Below are 18,345 nucleotides of genomic sequence, written 5' to 3'. Positions count from 1 at the left end.
AGGCGGCACGCGCGCGTGGGGGCCGGGTGCCCCACGCGTGCGTGGGGGAAAGCGACGGCTGGCCGGAGGAGTGGTCAGAAGAGCCCGGTGTCGGTGAAGCGCAGGACCAGCTGGGGTGCTCCGGACAGGGCGATGCCGAGGACGCCGGTCAGGGCGATCGCGGCGGTGAGGGGGGCGGGGACGCGGTGCTGCTCGGGCTCGCCTTCCGGGGCGCGGAACAGCAGGGCCGTCCACTGGAGGTAGTAGAACAGCGCGATGACGACGTTGACCGCCATGACCACGGCGAGCCAGCCGAGGCCCGCGTCTACGGCCGCGCCGAACACGGTGACCTTGGCGAAGAGGCCGATGATGCCTGGCGGCAGCCCGGCGAGGCAGAGCAGGAAGAACGCCAGGAGCAGCGCGCTCAGCGGGCTGGACGCGTACAGGCCTCGGTAGTCGGAGACGCGGTTGAGGGGCTTGGCACGGCCCAGGAGCGCGGCCACCGCGAAGGCGCCGAGGTTCACGGCGCCGTACATCAGGGCGTAGGCCACGGTGGAGCCGATCGACTGCTCGGCGTCCTCGGAGTAGGCGGCGGCGGCGATCGGCACCAGGAGGTAGCCGGCCTGGCCGACGGACGACCAGGCGAGCAGCCGGACCGCGCTGTACGCGCGCGTGGCCTGCTGGCGCAGCGCGCCGACGTTGCCGACGGTCATGGTGAGCGCGGCCAGCGCGGCCAGTGCCGGGCCCCAGACGTCCGCGTACGACGGGAGGGCGATCACCGTGACCAGGATGAGGCCCGTGAATCCGACGGCCTTGCCGACGACCGACAGGTAGGCGGCGACCGGCAGCGGCGCGCCGACGTAGGTGTCGGGCACCCAGAAGTGGAACGGCACGGCGGCCGTCTTGAAGGCGAAGCCGACGAGGGTGAGGACGACGCCCGTCTGGGCGACAGTGTGGAGCTGGCCGTCGACGTTCTGGATCCGGTCGGCGACCTGGGTGAGGTACAGGGTGCCGGTGGAGGCGTACACGAAGCTGATGCCCATGAGGCTGACCGCGGTCGCGGTGACCGAGGACAGGAAGAACTTCAGTGCCGCTTCGGAGGAGCGCCGGTCGCCGTGGCGCAGGCCCACCAGGGCGAAGGCGGGCAGGGACGCCACCTCCAGGGCGACGATGAGGGTCGCCAGGTCGCGGGAGGCGGGCAGGAGGGCGGCGCCGGCCGCGGACGACAGCAGCAGGAACCAGAACTCGCCCTCGGGCAGTCCCCCGCGCGCGTCCTTCAGGGCGGTGACCGACAGCAGGGCGGCGAGGAGCGCGCCGCCGAGCACCAGGAACTGGATGACGAGCGCGAAGCGGTCCGCGGTGTAGCTGCAGACGCCGGGGTCGCCGGTCAGGCAGAAGGTGCTGCGGTCGCCGTCGAGGAGCGGCAGCAGCAGGAGCAGGGAGGCGGCGAGGCCGGCGACCGACAGCCACCCGAGCAGCGCCTTGGTGCGCTCGGCGACGAACAGGTCGGCGACGAGGACGCCGAGTCCGACGACCGCCGCGAGGGTGGGCGGCGCGATGGCGAGCCAGTCGACGGACTGGACCAGCGATGCGGCCAGGGGCTGGGCCAGGGAGCTCATCGGGTGCCTCCTGCGAGGAGCTGCTGCACGGCCGGGTCGGTGAGGCCGAGGAGGGCTTTGGGCCACAGTCCGGCGACGACGGTGAGGACGACGAGCGGGGTCCAGGCCGCGAACTCGTAGCCGCGTACGTCGGTGAGTTTCGGGGCGTCCTGGGGCTGTGCGCCCATGCAGACGCGGCGGACCACGACGAGCAGGTACGCGGCCGTCAGCAGCGTGCCGAACGCGCCGATCGCCATGAAGGTGAGGAAGGCGGGGCGGCTGAGGCCGGCGGCAGGGTCGAACGCGCCGAACAACGCCAGCATCTCGCCCCAGAACCCGGCCAGCCCGGGCAGGCCGAGCGAGGCGACCGCGGCGAAGGCCAGCAGCCCGCCCAGGCGTGGGGCCTTGCCGTACAGGGCGGCGCCGGTCTCCTCGGCGAGGGTGTCGAGGTCGGTGGTGCCGGTGCGGTCCTTCAGGGCGCCGACCAGGAAGAAGAGCAGGCCGGTGATGAGGCCGTGGGCGATGTTGGCGAACAGCGCGCCGTTCACGCCGGTCGGGGTCATCGTCGCGATGCCGAGCAGGACGAAGCCCATGTGGCCGACGGAGGAGTAGGCGATCAGCCGCTTGAGGTCGCCCTTCGCGCCCTGCTTGGCGAGGGCCAGGCAGGCCAGTGATCCATAGATGATCCCGACGACGGCGAGGGCGGCGAGGTAGGGCGCGAAGGTGCGGAAGCCGTCCGGCGCGACCGGGAGCAGGATCCGGACGAATCCGTACGTTCCCATCTTCAGCAGCACGCCGGCCAGCAGGACCGAGCCGACCGTCGGCGCGGCGGTGTGAGCGTCGGGCAGCCAGCTGTGCAGCGGCCACATCGGCGTCTTGACCGCGAGCCCGATCCCGATCGCCAGAACCGCGATGACCTGCACGGATGTGGTCAGCGACCGGCCGTTGTCAGTGCCGAGTGCCACCATGTCGAACGTGCCCGCCTTGATTCCGATCAGGAGCAGGCCGAGCAGCATGACCACGGAGCCGAGCAGCGTGTAGAGGATGAACCGCCACGCGGCCTGGCTCCGGCCCTCGCCGCCCCAGCGGGCGATGAGGAAGTACATCGGGATGAGGACCATCTCGAAGGCGAGGAAGAACAGCAGCAGGTCGAGGACGGCGAAGGTCGCGAGGGTGCCGGACTCCAGGACGAGGAGCAGGGCGACGAAGGCCTTCGGGCTCGGGCCCGCAGGCATGTTGAAGTACGAGTAGAGCGCGCTCAGGAACGTCAGCAGCGCGGTCAGGACCAGGAGGGGGAGGGAGATGCCGTCGATGCCGAGGTGGATCCGCACATCGAGTGCGGGGATCCAGCTGATGTCGGTGCTGGCCTGCATCTTCGACGGGTGGTCGTGGTCGAAGCCGAGCGCGAGGACGAGCGCGGCGACGAGGACCGCGCCGGTGACGGTGACGCCGTGCCGGAGCACGGCCTGCTCGGGTGACTTCCCCTTCAGCCCGGGCGGGGCCGGCAGGAGAGCGGCGGCGGCGCCGAGGAGCGGGCCGACGACGACGAACGCCAGAAGGAACTGCATCACGGACTCGTTGATATCGATCACGTCTGCTCACGCTCCCGTGGCGACGAGGACGGCGGCGACCGCCAGGACGACGGCGCCGGCGAGCAGCGCGCTCACATAGGTCTGCACATTGCCGGTCTGGGCGCGCCGCACGGCGGTGCCGAGCCACCGTGGCAGGGCGCCCGCGCCACGTACGTAGGTCTCGACGACCTCGCGGTCGAGGAACCGGACGAGGCTCGCTCCGGCCTGGACCGGGCGGACGAAGAGGGCCGCGTACACGGCGTCCAGGTGGAAGCCCAGGGCCGCGTGACGGTGCAGCGGGCCGAGCAGCAGCCGCCCGGGATCGGACGGGTCGGGTGCGGCGGCCACGGTGCCGTAGGCGGGCTTGTGACTGGCGATGGCCTCGGCCTCGACCTGGGCGGCGTCGCCCTCGGGGTGGGCCGCGACGGCTCCCAGCGGGACGCGGGCGGCGAGCGCGGTGGTGTGCCGCCAGGCGGCGTAGGTGACGATGCCGCCGACCAGGGCCACGCCCGTGCCGAGCACGGAGGTGGTGAGGGTCGGGCTCAGGTCGCGGCCGTCGAACCAGTCGGGCAGCACGCGGAACGCGAACCCGCCCAGGGCGAGGGAGGGCACGGCGAGCACCCACAGCACCGCGGTCATGGTCAGCGGCTGCCGGCCGTGGTCGGGGGCCTCGGCGCCCCGGCCGCGGAAGGCCAGCAGCCACAGGCGCGTGGCGTAGGCGGCGGTGAGCAGGGCCGTGAGCAGTCCGGCGAGGAGCACGGTCCAGCCCGCCGCGGCGGGCGCGTGCTCGGTGTCGCCGGTGACGACGTGCTCGGCGACGCCGAGGACCGCTTCCTTCGAGAAGAAGCCGCTGAACGGCGGGATCGCCGCGAGCGCGAGGAGCGCCACGGTCATCGTCCAGTAGGCGTCGGGGACGCGGTCGCGCAGGTTCCGCATGCGGGACATGGCGGCCAAAGAGTTGGTGCCGGCGGCGTGGATGATCACACCGGCCGCGAGGAACAGCAGCGCCTTGAAGGCGCCGTGGGACAGGAGGTGGAAGACGGCGGCTCCGCGGTCGCCGACAGCGAGGGCGCCGCTCATGTAGCCGAGCTGGCCGATCGTCGAGTAGGCGAGGACCCGCTTGATGTCGTCCTGGGCGAGCGCGACGAGCGCCGAGCCGACCATCGTGACGGCGGCCATGACGGCCAGGACCACCATCGCGGCCCGCGAGGCCTCGAACAGCGGGAGGAGACGGGCGATGAAGTAGACACCGGCGGCGACCATCGTCGCTGCGTGGATCAGCGCGGAGACGGGCGTCGGGCCCGCCATCGCGTCGGGGAGCCACGTGTGCAGCGGGAACTGCGCCGACTTGCCGGCCACGCCCGCCAGGAGCAGCAGGGCGATCAGCGTCGGATGGTCGAGTCCGCCGCTCGCGACGGCGCCGAGGACCCGTGTGATGCGGAACGAGCCGGCGTCGGTGGCGAGGGCGAACAGACCGATGAGGAAGGGGACGTCGCCGAGCTTGGTGACCAGGAAGGCCTTGAGCGAGGCGGCGCGGGCCTCCGGGGTCTCCCAGTAGTGGCCGACCAGGAAGTACGAGCAGATGCCCATGACTTCCCAGCCGACCAGCAGCACGATCAGGTCGCCGGAGTAGACGACCAGGAGCATCGCGGAGGTGAACAGGGAGACGAGAGCGGCGTACGACGGGTAGCGCGGGTCGTCGCGCAGGTAGCCCGTCGAGTAGATCTGCACGCAGGTGGCGACGACACCGACCAGGACGGCGGTGAGGGCGGCGAAGCCGTCGATGTGCAGGGCGAGCTCGATCGGGACCGAGCCGGTGGGCGTGAGCTCGGTGGCGGCGTCGACGGCCCGGTCGCCGCCCTGGCGCACGGCGACCAGCGCGGCCAGCACCAGGGAGGTGAGGGTCGGCAGGACGGCGAGCGGCCGGACGAAGCCGGGCGCGGTGCGGCCCAGGAGAAGGCCTGCGGCGGCGCCGAGGAACGGAAGGAGGGGGACGAGGGCGGCGAGGGTGGTCGTGGTCACGCGGTGGCCTCAGCCTTCTCGGCAGCCGCCTCGGTCGCGGGGGTGTCGCTGTCGGGGTGGTCGGTGTCGTGCAGCTCGGCGGTGTCGCGGAGCTTGTCGATGTCCGAGGTGCCGCGGTTGCGGTGGACGGCGAGGACGATCGCCAGGCCGATGCCGATCTCGGCGGCGGCGATGGCGATGGTGAACAGGGTCAGGGCCTGACCGGAGTGCAGGGTCTCCTCGGCGGTCCTGCTGAGCCAGACGTCGAACGCGACGAGGTTGAGGTTGACGGCGTTGAGCATCAGCTCGACCGACATCAGGACCAGGATCGCGTTGCGGCGGGCGAGGACGCCGTACAGGCCCGTGCAGAACAGGAGGGCGGAGAGCACGGCGGGATAGGCGAGGTGCATCAGCGGGCGCCTTCCTTGTCTGCGGCTGCCTGATCCCCCGCCTTCGCCTTGCGGGACAGGACGATCGCGCCGACCAGGGCGGCGAGGAGGAGGACGGAGAGGGCCTCGAAGGGAAGGACCCAGTTCTGGAAGAGGGACTCGCCGGTCACCCGGGTGGATCCGGCGGCGGGGCCGTCCAGGTCGATCCAGGTCGTACGGAAGGCGTCCACGACGACCCAGACCAGAGCGGCCGCGGCGGCGACGGCCACGGTGAGCGCGGCCCAGCGGTTGCCGGAGTCGGCGTCCGGCGAGCGGCCGATCGGGGCCCGGGTGAGCATCAGACCGAACAGGAGGAGGACGACGACGGAACCGACGTAGATGAGGACCTGCACCCAGGCGATGAACTCGGCCGTGAGCAGGAGGTACTCGACGGCCAGACCGCCGAGCGTCACCACCAGCCACAGGGCGGCGTGCACCAGCTGCTTGGTGGTGACGGTGACGATCGCGGCACCGAAGGTGACCAGGCCGACGAGGAGGAAGGCGATCTCGACGCCGGTCGGGGAGAGGAATCCGTGGGTCTCGGCGGCCGTGGCGGTGGTGTCCGCGGCGAGGCGGCCGGTGGTCGCTGCGAGGCTCATTCCCGGCCCTCCTGCCCGGGCTTCGGCTGGTCCGGCTGCTGCTTATCCAGCTTCGGCTGGTCCGTCTGCTGCTTGGAGTCGCCCATCGGGCGGGTGGGTCCCTCGGCCGCGCGGGCCTGCTCGTCGGCGTGGGGCTCCGTGCCGGGCGCGGGTGTCGACGGCGCGGCCGTGGTGCGTGCCGCCGCGGCGGCCCCGCCGGTTCCGGCAGCCCCGCCGGTTCCGGCAACCCCACCCGTTCCGGCGCCGCCGGGTTCGGCGGTCCCGGCAGCGCCCGGGGTGTCGGCGGTTTCGGCCTGCCGCTGCGCCGCCAGCTTCTCGGCGGCCTTGCGGGCGGTGGCGAGTTCCTTGGGCTCCTCCGCGCCGGGGTCCAGGGCCGGCGGGGCCGGGACGGTCCACATCCACTCGCGGAGCTTGTCACGTTCGTGGGTGAGCTCACGGATGTCGGTCTCGGCGTACTCGAACTCCGGGGACCAGAACAGCGCGTCGAAAGGACAGACCTCGATGCAGATACCGCAGTACATGCACAGGGAGAAGTCGATGGCGAAGCGGTCGAGGACGTTGCGGCTGCGTTCGCGGCCACCGGGGGTCGCCGCCGGGATCGTCTCCTTGTGCGAGTCGATGTAGATGCACCAGTCGGGGCACTCGCGGGCGCACAGCATGCAGACCGTGCAGTTCTCCTCGAACAGACCGATGACGCCACGGGTGCGCGGCGGCAGGTCGGGCTGGACGTCCGGGTACTGCTCGGTGACGGTCTTCCTCGTCATCGTGCGCAGGGTGACGGCCAGGCCCTTGGCGAGGCCACTGCCGGGGATGCGGGGCCGGGAGGGCGGGAGCGAGGCGGCCATGGTTACTCGATCACCACCTTGACGACGCCGGTGAGGGCGATCTGGGCGAGGGAGAGGGGAACGAGGAGGGTCCAGGAGAGTTTCTGGAGCTGGTCCTCGCGCAGGCGGGGGTAGGTGACACGCAGCCAGATCACGAGGAAGGCGAGGAGGGCGGTCTTCAGCAGGGTCCACACCCAGCCGAGGCCGTCGGCGCCCCAGGGGCCGTGCCAGCCGCCCAGGAACAGGACGGTGGTCAGGCCGCACAGGACGACGATCCCGGCGTACTCGGCGAGGAGGAACAGGGCGAAACGCAGGCCCGTGTACTCGGTGTACGCGCCGAAGATGATCTCCGAGTCGGCGACCGGCATGTCGAACGGCGGGCGCTGCAACTCCGCGAGGCCCGCCACGAAGAACACGATCGCGCCGACGATCTGCCAGGGCAGCCACCACCACTCGAAGGCGTCGAGGATGCCGGGGAGGGAGACGGTGCCGGCCGCCATCGCGACGGAGGCGGCCGTCAGCAGCATCGGCAGTTCGTAGGCGAGGAGCTGGGCGGCGGTGCGCAGACCGCCGAGGAGGGAGAACTTGTTGGCGGAGGCCCAGCCGGCCATGAGCGAGCCGAGGACGCCGACGCCCATGACGGCCAGGACGAAGAAGACGCCCGCGTCCACAACCTGACCGACGGCACCCTCCCCGGGGCCGATGGGGATGGCGAGCAGGACGAGCAGGTACGGCAGGAGGGCGACGGCCGGCGCGAGCTGGAAGATGCGGCGGTCCGCGCCCGCCGGGACGACGTCCTCCTTCTGCGCGAACTTCACGCCGTCGGCGATGAGCTGTGCCCAGCCGTGGAAACCGCCGGCGTACATCGGGCCGAGGCGGCCCTGCATGTGGGCCATGACCTTGTGCTCGGTCTGGCCGATGATCAGCGGGAAGGTGAGGAAGACGACGAAGACGGCCAGAAGACGCAGCGTGACGTCGAGTACGTCGTTCACCGCTGGCCTCCTTGGGTGTCTTCGGGGTTCTCGGGTTGCTCGGGGTGCTCGAGGCTCCCGGGCTCAGGGGTGGTGCCCGTGTTCGATGCGTCCGTGTTCGATGCGCCGTCCGCACCGTGGTCACCGTCGGCACCGTTCACAGGCTCGGGCGCCTCGGGCGCCTCGGGGGCAGGCAGCGGTGCGGCCTCGGGTGACGGCTGGGGTTTCGGTTCGTCGTAGGCCGGGCGGGCGTGGTGCCAGGGCGCGTCCGGGCTCCTCGGCGCCGTGGGGGCCTTGGCGGCCCGGTCCTGTGGGCGTGCGGGTCCGGCGTCTTCGTCCGTGGAAGGTGTGGACTCCGCAGTCTCCGGGGTTTCCGGGGCGTTCGGAGTTTCCCGGGCCTGCGGGGTTTCCTCCGGCTGGGTCTCCGGGGTGTTCGCGGCGTTCGAAACTGCCCTCACGTCCGGGGCGCGACGGGGCGACGGGGCACCTTCCTCCCGGCTGTCGGCCGCCGGTTCCTCCGCCGTCGGCCGCTCGGTCGGTGCCGCCGCCGACGCGCCAGGTCGCTGGCTCGCCGAGCCCTCGCTCGCGCTTCGGGCGCGACGCGGGGCGTTCCGTTCGCCGGACGCCGGAGGGGACGCGGCACCGCCGGTCGGGGCTTCGGGGCCGGTGGCCGCCTGGCCGGCCGAGCCTTCCGCCGCCGTACGGGCACGGCGCGGACCGGTGGTCGGCGTCTCAGGAGCACCCTGTGCCCCCGGTTCCGTTCCACCGACCGGCGCTGCGGCCTGGCTCGCCGAGCCCTCGGCCGCCGTGCGCGTGCGGCGTACGGGGGGCACGCCCGCCGCGCGTGCCGCGGCCACGCGGGCCGGGCGTTCGCCTGCCGCGCGGGCCGCGCCACGGGCCGGGCGGGCCGGGGCGGGCGGCAGCTGGCCCTTGAGCGGGCCCCACTCGTTCGGGTCGGGGACGCCCGGAGGCAGCATCTGGCGGCGCTTGGGGCCGCCGTGTTCCGACTCTCCCGGTTCCTTCGCGCCCGGCCAGGCCTTCGCCACCCGGGCCGCCAGGACGAAGTCCTTGCGCAGGGGGTGACCCTCGAAGCCGTCGGGGAGGAGGAGGTGCTCCAGTGCGGGGTGGCCCTCGAAGAGCACGCCGAACATCTCGTGCGTCTCGCGCTCGTGCCAGGCCGCGCCCGCGTACACGCCGACCGCGCTCGCCAGCACGGGTGCCTCGTGCGGAACGGTCGTGCGCAGCAGCAGCCGTCGTACCGGGGACGGGGACAGGGCGGCGAGGTGGGCGGCGACGCGGAAACCCGTGCCGGGTTCGTCGACCGCGCTCAGCCAGTCGAAGTAGGTGCAGCCCAGCCGGTCGCGCGCGGTCTCCAGGGCGGAGATCCAGGCGGCCGGCGGTACGTCGACGGTGAGGACCTCGTACGACTCCTCGGCCGTGGCCTCCGTGCCGAACAGCTCCTCGACGTCGGCGGGCAGCCAGCCGGCACCGCTCATCGGTCCTCCCCCGAAGCAGTGGCCGTCCCGGAGGACGTGGCTGTCCCCGGGGCCGTGGCCGTGGCCGGCGGCTGCACCAGGCCGCTCTGCAGGGCCGCCGCCGAGGGGCGGGGCGCCTCGGAGCCGTACCGCTCCCCCAGCGACTCGCGCGCGATCTTCTCCTGGAGCTTGAGGATGCCCTGGAGCAGCGCTTCGGGGCGGGGCGGGCAGCCGGGTACGTACACGTCCACCGGGATGATCTGGTCGACGCCCTTGGTGACGGAGTAGGAGTCCCAGTACGGGCCGCCGCAGTTGCTGCACGCACCGAAGGAGATGACGTACTTTGGCTCGGGCATCTGCTCGTACAGGCGTTTGACGGCAGGGGCCATCTTGTCCGTCACCGTGCCGGAGACCACCATCAGGTCGGCCTGGCGCGGGCCCGGCGCGAACGGGATGACACCGAGGCGGATGAAGTCGTGGCGGGCCATCGACGCGGCGATGAACTCGATCGCGCAGCAGGCGAGCCCGAAGTTGAAGACCCAGAGCGAGTAGCGGCGCCCCCAGTTCAGGATCACCTTCATCGGCTCGGGGGCCAGGCGGGCGAGCGCGCCCAGCCGCTTCGGCTCGGGGAGCGACACGGGGGTGGGGGTCACGTCCATGCCAGGACGCCCTTCTTGTAGGCGTAGAGCAGGCCCACGGCCAGGAAGCCGAGGAAGATGAACATCTCCACGAGGGTCGTCGCGCCGTAGCCGGGATCGGCGAAGACGGTGGCCCAGGGGAACAGGAAGATCGAGTCGACGGCGAAGATCACGTACAGGAACGCGTAGACGTAGTAGCGGACCTGGGTGTGGGCCCAGCCCTCGCCGACCGGGTCGACGCCGCACTCGTACGTCAGGAGCTTCTCGGGCGTGGGGACCACGGGCCGCAGCAGGCGTCCGGCCCCGAAGGCGACGGCGACGAACAGCACGCCGATGACGGCGAGCAGTCCGACGACCGAGTAGGACTCGAAGTAGTCCGCCGCGGCCGCGTGGTCCGCCGCGACGACGGTCGTATCGACGACGGTCGGTTCCGGCACGTCCGTCCCCTCGCTCCCTGACTCTGCGACCCTCGTGAACGCCGCTTGTTCGACGATCTGTACGCAACGGGAGTCTAGGCCCTGATAAAGGCACGGTAAGCAGCCCGTCACCGTGGTGCATGCGGGGGTGGGGTTTACCCCAGGGGATCGTGGCGGTTCACCTCATGGCGCGGCCGTCCGGCGCCGGGCACGCTTACGCGTATGACCGAACGCTATCCGTCCGCGGGCCTGTCCGCAGGGGCGTCCGCCGGCCCGTCCAGCCGCACGGCCACAGGCGCGCCCGCCGGCGCCTCCACCGGCACGTCCACGGGCACGTCCACGGGCGCATCGGCGGGCGCATCGGCGGGCTCGGCGACGGGCATGACCACGGGCTCGATCACTGGCCCAGCCAGGGGCTCGACGACCGGCACAGCCTCGCGCTCGGCGACGGGCTCAGCCACCGGTCCGACGACGGACTCAGACAGGCGCTCGACGACCGGCTCAGCCACCGGTCCGACGACGGCCGAGTCCGGCGAACGCCCGCCGCCGCCCCGTTTCGCCTACGACCGGCACACCTGGAAGGAGATCGCGCACCTGCTGGCGAACCTTCCGGTGGCGCTGCTCGGGTTCACCTACGTCGTGACGGTGCTGTTCACCGGCTTCTGGCTGACCGTCACCGTGATCGGGTTCCCGCTGCTGGCGGCCGGGCTGATGGGCGCGCGGCAGCTGGGCAGGATGGAGCGGGCGAGGGCCAGGGCGCTGCTCGGGGTGCGGGTGGAGGAGCCGAGCCAGCTGCCGATGCGCGGTGGCGACGGGTTCTTCCAGCAGCTGTGGACGGCGGTGAAGGACCCGGTCGGCTGGCGTGCGGTGCTGTACGAGTTCATACGGCTGCCCTGGGGCGTCCTCACCTTCGCCATCACGCTGGTCTCGCTGTTCGTGCTGTGGCCGGTGCTGCCGTTCGTCGCTCGGGGCCTGGCCAACGCCGACCGGGCGATGGTGCGGGGGCTGCTGTCGCCCTCCGACGAGTTGGAGCGCCGCATCGCGGAGCTGGAGTCCGACCGGGGCGTGGTGGTCGACACGGCCGCCGCCGACCTGCGGCGCATCGAGCGCGACCTGCACGACGGGGCGCAGGCCCGCCTGGTCAACCTGGCCATGGGGCTGGGCCTGGCCAAGGAGAAGCTCCTGGAGGACCCGGACGCGGCCGCGGCGATGGTCGACGAGGCGCACGGCGAGGTGAAACTGGCGCTGCAGGAACTGCGGGACCTGGCCCGCGGCATCCACCCCGCCGTGCTGACCGACCGCGGCCTTGACGCGGCGCTGTCGTCGGTGGCCTCGCGCTGCACGGTCCCGGTGAAGGTGACGGTGGACCTGGCGGCCCGGCCGGCCGCGGCCATCGAGGGCATCGCCTACTTCACCGTCTCGGAGCTGCTGCAGAACATCAGCAAGCACAGCGGGGCGAAGGCGGCCTCGGTGGACGTGTGGCGGACGGACGACCGGTTGCTCATACAGGTGTGGGACAACGGCCGCGGAGGCGCCAGCCTCGACGGCGGCACGGGCATGAAGGGCCTCGCCGACCGGCTGGACGCCGTCGACGGCCTGTTCGTCCTGGAGTCACCGGAGGGCGGCCCGACGACCATCACGGCGGAACTGCCGTGGCGCGACCGCGCGGACGCCTCCGGCGGCAGCGGCCGGAGGGGCCACTGACCCGGGTCGGCCCCGTCTCATCCGGCCCGCGCGAGCGCCCTCTGCTCGAGCGCCCTCTGCTGGAGCGCCCGCCTTCTCGGCCCGAACGCCCTCTGCCGGAGCACCCAACCCGAGCGGGCTCTGCCGGAGCGGCCCCGCCCCAGCGGCCCCGCCCGGGCGGTCGGCGACGAACGGTCGGCGACGCGCACCGTCAGCCACGCGCCCCGTCAGCCACACGGTCGGGCAGCGCGTGAGCGGCCGACGACGTGAGCGGTAAGCGGGGCGGCTCGGCGGCCCGCGAAGGGCCGCCCGTTCGGCCACGGGCGGCGACTCGACCGAGTTCCGCAGCGCTCGGAGGACGCCCCGCCGGAGCGGAAGAGGGTGGGGAAAACCCCCCGTCCAAGAGGCCGACGGGCCGCATGGTCCGCCGACCTGCGGCGGAGCAGGGTGGAGGTCCGACGGGACAGCCGCAGGACGAGGAGAAGGACGACGCCGATGACCACGGAGTACGGACAGGGTTACGGGCTCGGCATACGGCCCGGGCACCCCGGGAGCGCCGGGAGCAGCGGGGAGCGGCGGCACCGTCTGCCGGCCGCGCTGCGGGCACCGGTCGAGGCGCGCACCTGGCGCGAGCTCGGTCATGTGCTGCTGAGCCTGCCGATCAGCATCCTGCTCTTCGCGTACGCGGTCACGATGGTGTCGCTGGGGGCGGGCCTGCTGGTGACGTTCCTCGGCGTCCCCGTGCTGGCGGCGGCGCTCGCCGGATGCCGGGGGTTCGGGGCGCTGGAGCGGGTGCGGGCGCGGGCGCTGCTGGGCCTGGAGGTGGCCGATCCCGAGCCGCTGCGGGTGGGGAAGCAGGGCGCGATGGCGTGGATGGGGGCCGTGCTGAAGAACGGCACCTCGTGGCGGGCCGTGCTGTACGCGCTGCTGTTCCTGCCGTGGGCGACGTTCTCCTTCGTCGTCGTGGTGAACGCCTGGGTGCTCGGCTGGGCGCTGCTGACCTACCCGCTGTGGTGCTGGGTGTTCCCCATGTACGCCGGGCAGGACGGCTTACAGTTGTACGGCGACGAGACCCACCGGATCTACCTGGACAACCCCTTCGAGGTCACGGTGACCGCGCTGGTCGGGCTGCTGTTCACGATCGCCACGCCGTGGATCGTGCGGGCGCTGACGATGGTGGACCGGTTGCTGGTGCACGGGCTGCTCGGGCCGTCGCGGCTGGCGACGCGGGTGGTGGAGCTGGAGTCGGACCGGGGGGTGGTCGTCGACACGGCGGCGGCCGACCTGCGGCGCATCGAGCGGGACCTGCACGACGGGGCGCAGGCCCGGCTTGTGGCGCTGGCGATGGACCTGGGCCTGGCGAAGGAGAAGCTGCGGGAGGATCCGCAGGCGGCTGTGCGGATGGTCGACGAGGCCCACGGCGAGGTGAAGACGGCCCTGCGGGAGCTGCGGGACCTGGCCCGGGGCATCCACCCGGCCGTGCTGACCGACCGCGGCCTGGACGCGGCGCTGTCGGCGGTGGCCTCGCGGTGCACCGTGCCGGTGCGGGTGGAGGTGGACCTCGCGGAGCGGCCGGCGCCGGCGATCGAGGGGATCGCCTACTTCACGGTGTCGGAGCTGCTGCAGAACATCAGCAAGCACTCGCGTGCCACTTGGGCGGGCGTCGAGGTGTGGCGGGTGGAGAACCGGCTGATGCTGCAGGTCGTGGACAACGGCGTGGGCGGGGCCGACGTCTCCGAGGGCTCAGGGCTGGCGGGACTGGCGGAGCGGCTGGGCGCGGTGGACGGGATCCTGGTCGTGGACTCGCCGGCCGGTGGCCCGACCCGGGTGACGGCGGAACTGCCGTGGCGATCCGAGCGGGTGAGTTGAGCATCCGCCGAAGGGGACGCCGATGGTGGGGCGGCTGAGCCACTCCCCCCACCCCCGCCGGAACTCACCCCCACCGACCTCCCACCGGAACCCACCGTCACCGGCCCCAGACCGGAACCGGCCCCCCCACCCGCACTGCCACCGGCACCCCACCCCCGCCCCCTGATCGACAACAAGCCATTCCCCGACCGAAACCCACCCCCTCGCCCCCTGGCCCGCCCCTATTCACGTCGCCCAGCCCGCATCCACCCGTCAATGCTGGAATGCTGGACCAGTCGTACGGGCGGAGCCGGGGTGTGGGGGGCCGAGGATCGTGGAGGACAGGGTGCGCGTGGTCATCGCCGAGGATTCGGTGCTGCTCCGGGAGGGCCTGACCCGGCTGCTGACCGACCGCGGGCACGAGGTCGTCGCCGGGGTCGGCGACGGCGAGGCGTTGATCAAGACCATCACGGAGCTGGACGCGCAGGGCGAGCTGCCGGACGTGGTCGTGGCCGACGTACGGATGCCGCCGACGCACACCGACGAAGGGGTGCGGGCCGCGGTGCAGCTGCGCAAGGCACACCCCGGGCTGGGGGTGCTGGTGCTGTCGCAGTACGTGGAGGAGCGGTACGCCACCGAACTGCTGGCGGGGTCGAGCCGGGGCGTCGGCTATCTGCTCAAGGACCGGGTAGCCGAAGTACGTGAGTTCGTCGACGCGGTGGTGCGCGTGGCCGAGGGCGGTACGGCTCTCGACCCGGAGGTGGTCGCGCAGCTGCTGGGGCGCAGCCGCAAGCAGGACGTGCTCGCGGGACTCACCCCGCGGGAACGGGAGGTCCTGGGGCTCATGGCCGAGGGGCGGACGAACTCGGCGATCGCCAAGCAGCTCGTGGTGAGCGACGGAGCCGTCGAGAAGCACGTCAGCAACATCTTCCTGAAGCTCGGGCTGTCCCCGAGCGAGGGCGACCACCGGCGGGTGCTGGCCGTCCTCACCTACCTCAACTCCTGACCGTCCCGGTCGTACGGAATGCCGGACCCCGGCCCGCCGGCCGGATGCCGGGGGCGGAGAACCGGACGACGGACGGGGAGCGTCTTCAAGCCGAACGCCGGGGGGCGGACATATGACAGCTCAGGGTGCCGAACCGTCTCAAAGTCATGTCCAGTATGCGAATGATCCAAGGAAGGCGATCCTTACGGACGTAGGGTTGGTCTTGGGAGGACCTGTGGGAAGGCCGCTCCCGGACAGCCGCCTCGAGGGAGGTCCAGTTCAGTGACCAGCCAGGTCAGCAGCCCAGCGGAGCAGGCCGACGAAGCAGTCGCGGGTGAACAGCGCAAAGCGGCCGGGGCGAAGGACGTCCGCCGCCTCGACCGAGTGATCATCAGGTTCGCGGGCGACTCGGGTGACGGCATGCAGCTCACCGGTGACCGCTTCACCTCGGAGACCGCGTCCTTCGGCAACGACCTGTCGACGCTGCCGAACTTCCCGGCCGAGATCCGCGCGCCCGCCGGCACCCTGCCGGGCGTGTCGTCCTTCCAGCTGCACTTCGCCGACCACGACATCCTCACCCCGGGCGACGCGCCGAACGTGCTGGTGGCGATGAACCCGGCCGCGCTGAAGGCGAACATCGGCGACCTGCCGCGCGGCGCGGAGATCATCGTCAACACGGACGAGTTCACCAAGCGGGCGATGCAGAAGGTCGGGTACGAAACCAACCCGCTGGAGGACGGGTCCCTCGACGGCTACAACCTCCACCCGGTGCCGCTGACCACGCTCACCGTGGAGGCACTGAAGGAGTTCGACCTCACCCGCAAGGAGGCCGAGCGCAGCAAGAACATGTTCGCGCTCGGGCTGCTGTCCTGGATGTACCACCGGCCCACCGAGGGCACGGAGAAGTTCCTGACGGCGAAGTTCGCCAAGAAGCCGGACATCGCGGCGGCGAACATCGCGGCGTTCCGTGCCGGGTGGAACTTCGGCGAGACCACCGAGGACTTCGCGGTCTCCTACGAGGTCGCCCCGGCCGCCAAGGCGTTCCCGCCCGGCGTGTACCGCAACATCTCCGGCAACCTCGCCCTGGCGTACGGGCTGATCGCCGCCTCGCAGCAGGCGGACCTGCCACTGTTCCTGGGCTCGTACCCGATCACCCCGGCCAGCGACATCCTGCACGAGCTGAGCAAGCACAAGAACTTCGGTGTACGCACCTTCCAGGCCGAGGACGAGATCGCCGGCATCGGCGCGGCGCTGGGGGCCGCCTTCGGCGGCTCGCTGGCGGTGACGACGACGAGCGGGCCCGGCGTGGCGCTGAAGTCGGAGACCATCGGTCTCGCCGTCTCGCTGGAGCTGCCGCTGCTGATCGTGGACATCCAGCGCGGCGGGCCCTCGACCGGTCTGCCCACCAAGACCGAGCAGGCCGATCTGTTGCAGGCGATGTTCGGCCGCAACGGCGAGGCGCCGGTGCCCGTGATCGCGCCCCGCACCCCGGCGGACTGCTTCGAGGCCGCGCTGGAGGCGGCCCGGATCGCGCTGACCTACCGCACCCCGGTGTTCCTGCTCTCCGACGGCTACCTCGCCAACGGCTCGGAGCCGTGGCGCATCCCGGAGCTGGACGAGCTGCCGGATCTCCGGGTGCAGTTCGCCCAGGGCCCCAACCACGCCCTGGACGACGGTACCGAGGTGTTCTGGCCGTACAAGCGCGACCCGCACACCCTGGCCCGGCCCTGGGCGATCCCGGGCACGCCGGGTCTGGAGCACCGGATCGGCGGGATCGAGAAGGAGGACGGCACGGGCAACATCTCCTACGCCCCCGCCAACCACGACTTCATGGTCCGCACCCGGCAGGCGAAGATCGACGGCATCGACGTACCGGAGCTGGAGGTCGACGACCCGCACGGGGCGGGGACCCTCGTGATGGGCTGGGGATCGACGTACGGGCCGATCACCGCCGCCGTGCGCCGGCTGCGGGCGGCCGGGGAGTCGATCGCGCAGGCGCACCTGCGGCACGTCAACCCGTTCCCGCGGAATCTGGGCGCGGTGCTCAAGCGTTACGACAAGGTGGTGATCCCCGAGATGAACCTCGGTCAGCTCGCCACCCTGGTCCGGGCGAAGTACCTGGTCGACGCCCAGTCGTACACCCAGGTCAACGGCATGCCGTTCAAGGCGGAGCAGCTCGCCAAGGCGCTCAAGGAGGCCATCGATGGCTGAGACGTCCACGGAAGGCACGGGCACGATCGAGGCGCTCTCCCTCGTCCCCAAGGCCGAGGGACGGCAGTCCATGAAGGACTTCAAGTCCGACCAGGAAGTGCGCTGGTGCCCCGGCTGCGGTGACTACGCGATCCTCGCCGCGGTGCAGGGGTTCATGCCGGAGCTCGGCCTGGCGAAGGAGAACATCGTCTTCGTCTCGGGCATCGGCTGCTCCTCCCGCTTCCCGTACTACATGAACACCTACGGGATGCACTCCATCCACGGCCGTGCGCCGGCCATCGCCACGGGCCTGGCCAGTTCGCGCCGCGATCTGTCGGTGTGGGTCGTCACGGGTGACGGCGACGCGCTGTCCATCGGCGGCAACCACCTCATCCACGCGCTGCGCCGCAATGTGAACCTGAAGATCCTGCTGTTCAACAACCGGATCTACGGTCTCACCAAGGGCCAGTACTCCCCGACCTCCGAGGTCGGCAAGATCACCAAGTCGACGCCGATGGGCTCGCTGGACGCGCCGTTCAACCCGGTGTCGCTGGCGATCGGCGCGGAGGCGTCCTTCGTGGCGCGGACGGTGGACTCCGACCGCAAGCACCTGACGGAGGTGCTGCGCCAGGCCGCGGCCCACCCGGGCACGGCGCTGATCGAGATCTACCAGAACTGCAACATCTTCAACGACGGCGCCTTCGACGTCCTCAAGGACAGGCAGCAGGCCGAGGAGGCCGTGATCCGCCTGGAGCACGGCAAGCCGATCCGCTTCGGCCACGACCTGTCCAAGGGCGTCGTACGGGACCAGCTGACCGGTGACCTGAAGGTGGTCACGGTGACGCCGGAGAACGAGGACCAGGTGCTGGTCCACGACGCGCACTCCGCGTCCCCGACCACGGCCTTCGCCCTGTCGCGCCTGGCGGACCCGGACACCCTGCACCACACCCCGGTCGGTGTCTTCCGCTCCGTCGACCGGCCCGTCTACGACACGCAGATGGCCGACCAGCTGGACACCGCGATCGAGCAGCGCGGCAAGGGCGACCTCGCCGCGCTGTTGGCCGGCGGCGACACCTGGACGGTCGTCGGCTGAGCACCCGAGCACCCCGGCACCGCAGGGGCGACCGAGGCCCGGGCCG

Annotated in this window: 15 protein-coding genes; 5 read left to right on the top strand and 10 right to left on the bottom strand. The window is 71.9% G+C overall.

Features of this window, described 5'->3' with window-relative positions:
* Positions 1-74 precede the first annotated feature (74 nt).
* The 10 genes from ACFPZJ_RS31410 to ACFPZJ_RS31365 are packed head-to-tail and all read right to left on the bottom strand — an operon-like array spanning position 75 to position 10,521.
* Positions 75-1,598, bottom strand: coding sequence for an NADH-quinone oxidoreductase subunit N (locus tag ACFPZJ_RS31410; protein ID WP_381028719.1), 1,524 nt, complete (start codon positions 1,596-1,598; stop codon positions 75-77).
* On the bottom strand, positions 1,595-3,169 hold the full coding sequence (locus ACFPZJ_RS31405; RefSeq protein WP_381028717.1) for an NADH-quinone oxidoreductase subunit M: 1,575 nt from the start codon (positions 3,167-3,169) through the stop codon (positions 1,595-1,597). The genes ACFPZJ_RS31410 and ACFPZJ_RS31405 overlap by 4 nt, the downstream gene beginning before the upstream one ends.
* Before the next feature lie 6 nt (positions 3,170-3,175).
* A complete protein-coding gene (locus ACFPZJ_RS31400) occupies positions 3,176-5,170 on the bottom strand; it encodes an NADH-quinone oxidoreductase subunit 5 family protein (RefSeq protein ID WP_381028715.1) in 1,995 nt (664 codons plus the stop codon).
* The gene (gene nuoK, locus ACFPZJ_RS31395) at positions 5,167-5,559 is read right to left on the bottom strand and encodes an NADH-quinone oxidoreductase subunit NuoK (RefSeq protein ID WP_381028712.1); all 393 of its coding nucleotides are present in this window, start codon (positions 5,557-5,559) and stop codon (positions 5,167-5,169) included. Before nuoK ends, ACFPZJ_RS31400 begins: the two co-directional genes overlap by 4 nt.
* Positions 5,559-6,176 (bottom strand): NADH-quinone oxidoreductase subunit J family protein, encoded by a 618-nt coding sequence (locus ACFPZJ_RS31390; RefSeq protein ID WP_381028709.1) that lies wholly within the window; start codon positions 6,174-6,176, stop codon positions 5,559-5,561. Before ACFPZJ_RS31390 ends, nuoK begins: the two co-directional genes overlap by 1 nt.
* Positions 6,173-7,021, bottom strand: coding sequence for a NuoI/complex I 23 kDa subunit family protein (locus ACFPZJ_RS31385; RefSeq protein WP_381028707.1), 849 nt, complete (start codon positions 7,019-7,021; stop codon positions 6,173-6,175). The genes ACFPZJ_RS31390 and ACFPZJ_RS31385 overlap by 4 nt, the downstream gene beginning before the upstream one ends.
* Positions 7,022-7,023: 2 nt before the next feature.
* Positions 7,024-7,992, bottom strand: coding sequence for a complex I subunit 1/NuoH family protein (locus ACFPZJ_RS31380; protein ID WP_381028704.1), 969 nt, complete (start codon positions 7,990-7,992; stop codon positions 7,024-7,026).
* Positions 7,989-9,467, bottom strand: a complete 1,479-nt coding sequence (locus ACFPZJ_RS31375; RefSeq protein WP_381028702.1) for an NADH-quinone oxidoreductase subunit C — start codon at positions 9,465-9,467, stop codon at positions 7,989-7,991. Before ACFPZJ_RS31375 ends, ACFPZJ_RS31380 begins: the two co-directional genes overlap by 4 nt.
* Entirely contained in the window at positions 9,464-10,105 is a 642-nt protein-coding gene (locus tag ACFPZJ_RS31370; protein WP_381028700.1) for an NADH-quinone oxidoreductase subunit B, read from the bottom strand. Before ACFPZJ_RS31370 ends, ACFPZJ_RS31375 begins: the two co-directional genes overlap by 4 nt.
* Positions 10,096-10,521: an NADH-quinone oxidoreductase subunit A gene (locus ACFPZJ_RS31365; RefSeq protein WP_381028698.1), complete on the bottom strand. Its 426-nt coding sequence runs from the start codon at positions 10,519-10,521 to the stop codon at positions 10,096-10,098. The genes ACFPZJ_RS31370 and ACFPZJ_RS31365 overlap by 10 nt, the downstream gene beginning before the upstream one ends.
* 201 nt (positions 10,522-10,722) lie before the next feature.
* Between ACFPZJ_RS31365 and ACFPZJ_RS31360 the strand changes: the two genes are divergently transcribed.
* The 5 genes from ACFPZJ_RS31360 to ACFPZJ_RS31340 all read left to right on the top strand — a co-directional run bounded on the left by ACFPZJ_RS31360 (position 10,723) and on the right by ACFPZJ_RS31340 (position 18,299).
* Positions 10,723-12,204, top strand: a complete 1,482-nt coding sequence (locus tag ACFPZJ_RS31360; RefSeq protein WP_381028696.1) for a sensor histidine kinase — start codon at positions 10,723-10,725, stop codon at positions 12,202-12,204.
* Between the two features lie 474 nt (positions 12,205-12,678).
* Positions 12,679-14,052 (top strand): sensor histidine kinase, encoded by a 1,374-nt coding sequence (locus ACFPZJ_RS31355; RefSeq protein ID WP_381028693.1) that lies wholly within the window; start codon positions 12,679-12,681, stop codon positions 14,050-14,052.
* A gap of 325 nt (positions 14,053-14,377) precedes the next feature.
* Entirely contained in the window at positions 14,378-15,037 is a 660-nt protein-coding gene (locus tag ACFPZJ_RS31350; protein WP_381029000.1) for a LuxR C-terminal-related transcriptional regulator, read from the top strand.
* A gap of 261 nt (positions 15,038-15,298) precedes the next feature.
* Entirely contained in the window at positions 15,299-17,227 is a 1,929-nt protein-coding gene (locus ACFPZJ_RS31345) for a 2-oxoacid:acceptor oxidoreductase subunit alpha (protein WP_381028690.1), read from the top strand.
* Positions 17,220-18,299, top strand: a complete 1,080-nt coding sequence (locus ACFPZJ_RS31340) for a 2-oxoacid:ferredoxin oxidoreductase subunit beta (RefSeq protein WP_381028688.1) — start codon at positions 17,220-17,222, stop codon at positions 18,297-18,299. Before ACFPZJ_RS31345 ends, ACFPZJ_RS31340 begins: the two co-directional genes overlap by 8 nt.
* Positions 18,300-18,345 lie beyond the last annotated feature (46 nt).

The sequence above is a fragment of the Streptomyces bullii genome, assembly GCF_042657145.1.
Classification (GTDB): Bacteria; Actinomycetota; Actinomycetes; order Streptomycetales; family Streptomycetaceae; genus Streptomyces; species Streptomyces bullii.
This window is presented reverse-complemented; position numbering and strand designations above follow the sequence as displayed.